Origin of the sequence: Denitromonas iodatirespirans, from assembly GCF_018524365.1 — a bacterium.
Classification (GTDB): Bacteria; Pseudomonadota; Gammaproteobacteria; order Burkholderiales; family Rhodocyclaceae; genus Nitrogeniibacter; species Nitrogeniibacter iodatirespirans.
Genome location: NZ_JAEKFT010000067.1, coordinates 1 through 4,202, shown reverse-complemented (window position 1 = coordinate 4,202; position 4,202 = coordinate 1). Strand labels below are relative to the sequence as shown.

The following is a 4,202-nucleotide window of genomic DNA, read 5'->3' as shown; positions in this document are numbered from 1 at the left end:
TCATCTTGCGCGAGCCTCATGTTTGTCATACAAAGGAACCCTTCAAGCAGAAGGGCGAGGCTCGATTGTGACCACTCCGGCGCCGACGCGGCAGCGGCGGATTCTCCGCGTAGCGGCTTCGTCCAACCCTTCGCTCGAGCGGACGCGCAACGGCAAGGCACTTGGCCCACGAGGCGCTCGCTGTCATCATGCACCTCGCGGGCCAAGCGCCATGCCGCCGCGCGCCGCTCAGCTCAAACGTTAGCCACCATACATCGCGTACGCATTCTCCCCGAGGCTCACCATGACTGAAGAACTCCGAGATCTGATTGCCGAGTTGAAGACGCTTCGTGAGGAACTGAAGCCATCACCACCATCTTTGTACGACAGGACTTTTCATGCCCTGGAGAAGCTGGTTATCCCGGTAATGCTTGGCTTCCTTGCCTGGGTGGGAAGTCAGGCAGCGACAAAGATTTCTGAGGGGCAACTCCATTTGGCTGAAAGCACTGCCGATTATCAGAAGCTTGAATCTCGGCGGTCCATGCAGGCCAAGTTCATCGAGATGTTCTACAAGGATCTAAACAGTGGTGATCCGGCCAGTCAGATGAATGCCGTCCGACTTGTACGGTTGATTGATGCTGATCTTGCCCAGAGCCTTCTCACCCTCGTAGCGACCACTCCGGGAATATCGCAAGCGGTGGTAGCCAAGGCTAATGAGGCTAGACTTCAAGCCGAAATTGTTTCACCGCTTAGTGCATACAAGATTGGCATCTACTATCCCTCCGGCGATCCTTCGTCGATACCGCGTGCCCTGAAGATCGAAGAACGCTTGCGGGATACAGGCTTCAATGGGATTATCCAAAAGTACCCTAGCGATCCATCGTTCCTCCAGAAGGTGAATCCACCCGTCGGATTGGAAGTTCGCTTTGAGCCCGGGATCGAGGACGATGCAGCAGAAGCATTGCTGTCTATCGTTCAAACGGCCGATACAAAGGGGCGCTGGTCAAAACGACCGGTCGCCAACCGCACACCAAGTTTCATCTCGGTCTTCGTGCCAAATGGTGGCTAACCCGCCGCTCCAAGGGACGCCCGAGAAGCTGCGCTTCTCGGTTCCCTCCGCCCTTCGGGCTCCGGTCGCCCCTGAGCTAGCACGTTATGTGTAGAAAGGGAATGTCGGAACAACAACAGAAAACTGATACTGTGGATAAAAAGAAAAACCCATTTGTTGAATGGCCGATCTATGCTGCTGTTGTGAGTTTTGCAGTCATGCTGCTTCTAGGGTTGGCCATTTTTTTATGGAACAAATGGTCCTTTGTGCCTTTGTCAGGTATTGCGGTATTTCTATTTTTACTCAGCATCAATCCAATCGGGAGATACTTCCGCTTGCTCGTATCTGTAGTTGGGGCTTGGGGTATCGTAATACTGAACAATGCCATAGATTTTGGTTTGTATTTTAAAAATCTAGGCATTGCATGGCTAAAGATGAATCAAATACCCTGGTATATCCACCCGCTGATTGCATTGGTAATCGTAATTCTAGCATTGGCTGATATACATGTGCGTAAAGTCCAATCAGGTAGCCAAGAATCAAAACAAAGTCTTACAAAGAACCGGCTCCAAAAGTACAAAATGAATTTAGTTTTTGTAGGGTATTTAGCCACATTCTCCATCGTTGCGTTTGGGACTACGGTAAAAATGGTTGGAGTCGAAACTTGGAAGCCAGTCGAGGATAAGTTAATCACCAAACAAATGGTGTCAATTGACAGAGTTGCTGATTTTCGTGGGAGTGGCTGTGATTCAGATGGCAAGCCAGTAGATATAGCGGTATTTCAAGATACTGTGATATTAAAAAATGACTCTGCCTACTACACAGCCTTTGCACTTGAGAGCGCAGGTCAATTTGTTACAGTATTTGATATTTCGAAAAGTGAAGATGTACCACTAATACCAACAACCACGTTTATCAATGGCAATAGATATAACACATATTTGGTGTCGGTTAATGAACAACGACAAGCAAAAATAAAATATGTCTGGAGGGATTCGCACTACGAATTTGATGGTAAGGGCGTGGGTATGCTTGGAATTACGTCTAAAAGCTATCTTTCTGCCGCTTCGGCAAGAGTGCTTTTACCTTATAAAGTTAGCATGACACCATATGAACAACCTTTTAATGACGCAGTGCAATCGAATTGTCGAGTAATCGGGGACAACGCATTTCAATGCACCAATTTAACCAACCCGGATGCAGTGTTGTTTTCTTTCAAGTGGGATTTGTGGGCCAACTGCCGAAGCAGTTGACCCCCCTTTTGAGCTAGCCGCAAAGTGCGACACGGGCGGTTTTGGTGCTCATGACGTATACCTCCGGTTAGTTGAAGGGATGAAGAGTATAGCACATAACAAGGCCATAAACTCGGACCACAAAAAACGACGTTCGTTCCTCACTCTGCTTTTTGTGGCCGGTTATGGTTGGCGTTAACACTCAGCAGCGAAGTCACCTGTTTAACCACGTTGAAAGGAGCATCAAAATGTTTGTTGCATTAGCCAAATGGTCCTATTTGCGAGTTTTGTTGGTAGCCGCATTGCTCTCAATTACCGGATGCGCAACGCAACTCGCCCCGCCTTACGACAAAAACGTGGCAGAGGGCCTGACTACGGTAAATACCGAAGCAATGACGCTTATGGCTGTCGCATCGCAGGGCACGGACAAGAGCACGTTTGCATCTCGCGAAGAGAAGTACAACGCATTGATAGGAAAGCTTGACGCACTCGCGTTGTCCGCAGGTGCCCGCCCTATGCCGAAAAATAAGGTCACAGATGCAATTAATAAATTGCTAGAGAAACGTGGTGGAAAACCAATTGACGAAGATGACGCTACACCGCCAAGCGCGCATTCAATCAAAAGAATTGCAGAAACACTGACCAAAATGCGAGATACAGACAAGAAGCAAGGCGTCACGGCCTATGAAGCCCAAGCGATTAAGGGGCAGCTCGTGATTTATTTCGATCAGGCGATTACTTACGAAAATTTCTTGCAGCGTTAATCAACGAGGAGCATGAAAAATGGCAGCCATTGATCTTGACCAACTTGTCAGTGACATGAAGGTGGCAGCGAGTGGCATCCTGAACGCAGACGTATCAACGTTTCGTGGATTTTCAGAGAGGCAGCTCAAGGCTATTGCACAACAAGCCACGCTTGTTGCAACCGGGATTGCAACTAAGCAAATTACTGAGGAAACCGAGCAGTTCTTTTTGGACAGCCTTGAAGATATGGCCCTTAGCTTTGCTAAAACCCTTCGGGGTTTGCTTATGGTCACCATTGAAAAGATATGGAGCGCAGTAGTTGGCGTTCTTTGGAATGCAATTTCTAAGGCGGCTAACGTAGTCCTCCCTGTTCCCGTGCTGAATTGAGTGCTAACGATTAAGGTTAGATCGTGATCGCGAAGCGATCCACGATCTGAACCGTTTGTTGGACGAGCCCGGTCCTCGGGCGATGCCGCTCGATTCTTCCCCTGCAAATATCTCTCGCTGATCCGCCCCGACCGGGGCGGTTTTGATGTGGGCGCGCCGTCTTCCACCCGCAGCCAGCGCCGCCGACTGCGTCCTTGAGATCGAATTCGGTCGATTTGGGCAGCTTCGAGCCGGATTTCAGGCGAATCCGTCTCTCGGCTCATGGGCGCCGAACTCCTGCTCGAAACCGATCGAATGCGCCCGGTTACATGATCAACACACCGTCGCCGGCTCGATGGGTGGCGAGGTGGGATGTGTCGCTTCCGGCGGCCTCAAGCGCGTGCGCAGGATGCGCATCGCAGCGCCGCAGCACGGGCAAGGCACGGCCGGGCGCTGGGCTGTCGGTGGCGCTGCTGGAATGAACCTGAGCAGCCACTGCAACAGCGCGATCAGGCGCTTGCTGTTCGGGTGCAGGAAGCCGAAGTTGCGCGCGCGGCGAAAGCCTCGGAGCAAGTCAAGATAGTTGTCGCCTGATTCATGTAACCAACCGCTTTATGTCTTCAGCATGGCCGTGGTCGCAAATGGCCGCATCGCGCTCCGGATTGAGCGGGACCGGCCCAATCGGGGACGTGTCGCGCGTGCGGCCCGGAGCAAGTCAAGATAGTTGTCGCCTGATTCATGCAACTAACGTGTGTATGTCTTCAGCATGAAGTGTCGCATTGACGACAGCGTCTCGCTCTGGATTGAGCGTCACGAGGCCGATATGCGACCAA

General features: G+C 51.0%; 4 protein-coding genes and 1 pseudogene. 4 read left to right on the top strand and 1 reads right to left on the bottom strand.

Going from position 1 to position 4,202, the window contains the following annotated elements:
- Window positions 1–283: 283 nt before the first annotated feature.
- The 4 genes from I8J34_RS23795 to I8J34_RS23780 all read left to right on the top strand — a co-directional run bounded on the left by I8J34_RS23795 (window position 284) and on the right by I8J34_RS23780 (window position 3,390).
- The gene (locus I8J34_RS23795; protein WP_214364122.1) at window positions 284–1,048 is read left to right on the top strand and encodes a hypothetical protein; all 765 of its coding nucleotides are present in this window, start codon (window positions 284–286) and stop codon (window positions 1,046–1,048) included.
- 101 nt (window positions 1,049–1,149) lie between these two features.
- Window positions 1,150–2,280 carry a hypothetical protein gene (locus tag I8J34_RS23790; RefSeq protein WP_214364121.1) on the top strand — a complete coding sequence of 377 codons (1,131 nt, stop codon included), beginning with the start codon at window positions 1,150–1,152 and terminating at the stop codon, window positions 2,278–2,280.
- A 227-nt stretch (window positions 2,281–2,507) separates the two neighbouring features.
- Window positions 2,508–3,023: a hypothetical protein gene (locus I8J34_RS23785; protein ID WP_214364120.1), complete on the top strand. Its 516-nt coding sequence runs from the start codon at window positions 2,508–2,510 to the stop codon at window positions 3,021–3,023.
- 19 nt (window positions 3,024–3,042) lie between these two features.
- Window positions 3,043–3,390 (top strand): hypothetical protein, encoded by a 348-nt coding sequence (locus I8J34_RS23780; protein ID WP_214364119.1) that lies wholly within the window; start codon window positions 3,043–3,045, stop codon window positions 3,388–3,390.
- Window positions 3,391–3,702: 312 nt separating this feature from the next.
- Here I8J34_RS23780 and I8J34_RS24760 read toward each other — a convergent pair.
- A pseudogene (locus I8J34_RS24760) lies at window positions 3,703–3,942 on the bottom strand (IS91 family transposase); the annotation flags it as partial.
- Between the last annotated feature and the right edge of the window lie 260 nt (window positions 3,943–4,202).

What these genes read in the sequence shown, in the direction of transcription:
- I8J34_RS23785 (WP_214364120.1), top strand. Translation starts at nt 2,508, where the DNA reads ATGTTTGTTGCATTAGCCAAATGGTCCTATTTGCGAGTTTTGTTGGTA.
- I8J34_RS23790 (WP_214364121.1), top strand. Translation starts at nt 1,150, where the DNA reads ATGTCGGAACAACAACAGAAAACTGATACTGTGGATAAAAAGAAAAAC.
- I8J34_RS23795 (WP_214364122.1), top strand. Translation starts at nt 284, where the DNA reads ATGACTGAAGAACTCCGAGATCTGATTGCCGAGTTGAAGACGCTTCGT.
- I8J34_RS23780 (WP_214364119.1), top strand. Translation starts at nt 3,043, where the DNA reads ATGGCAGCCATTGATCTTGACCAACTTGTCAGTGACATGAAGGTGGCA.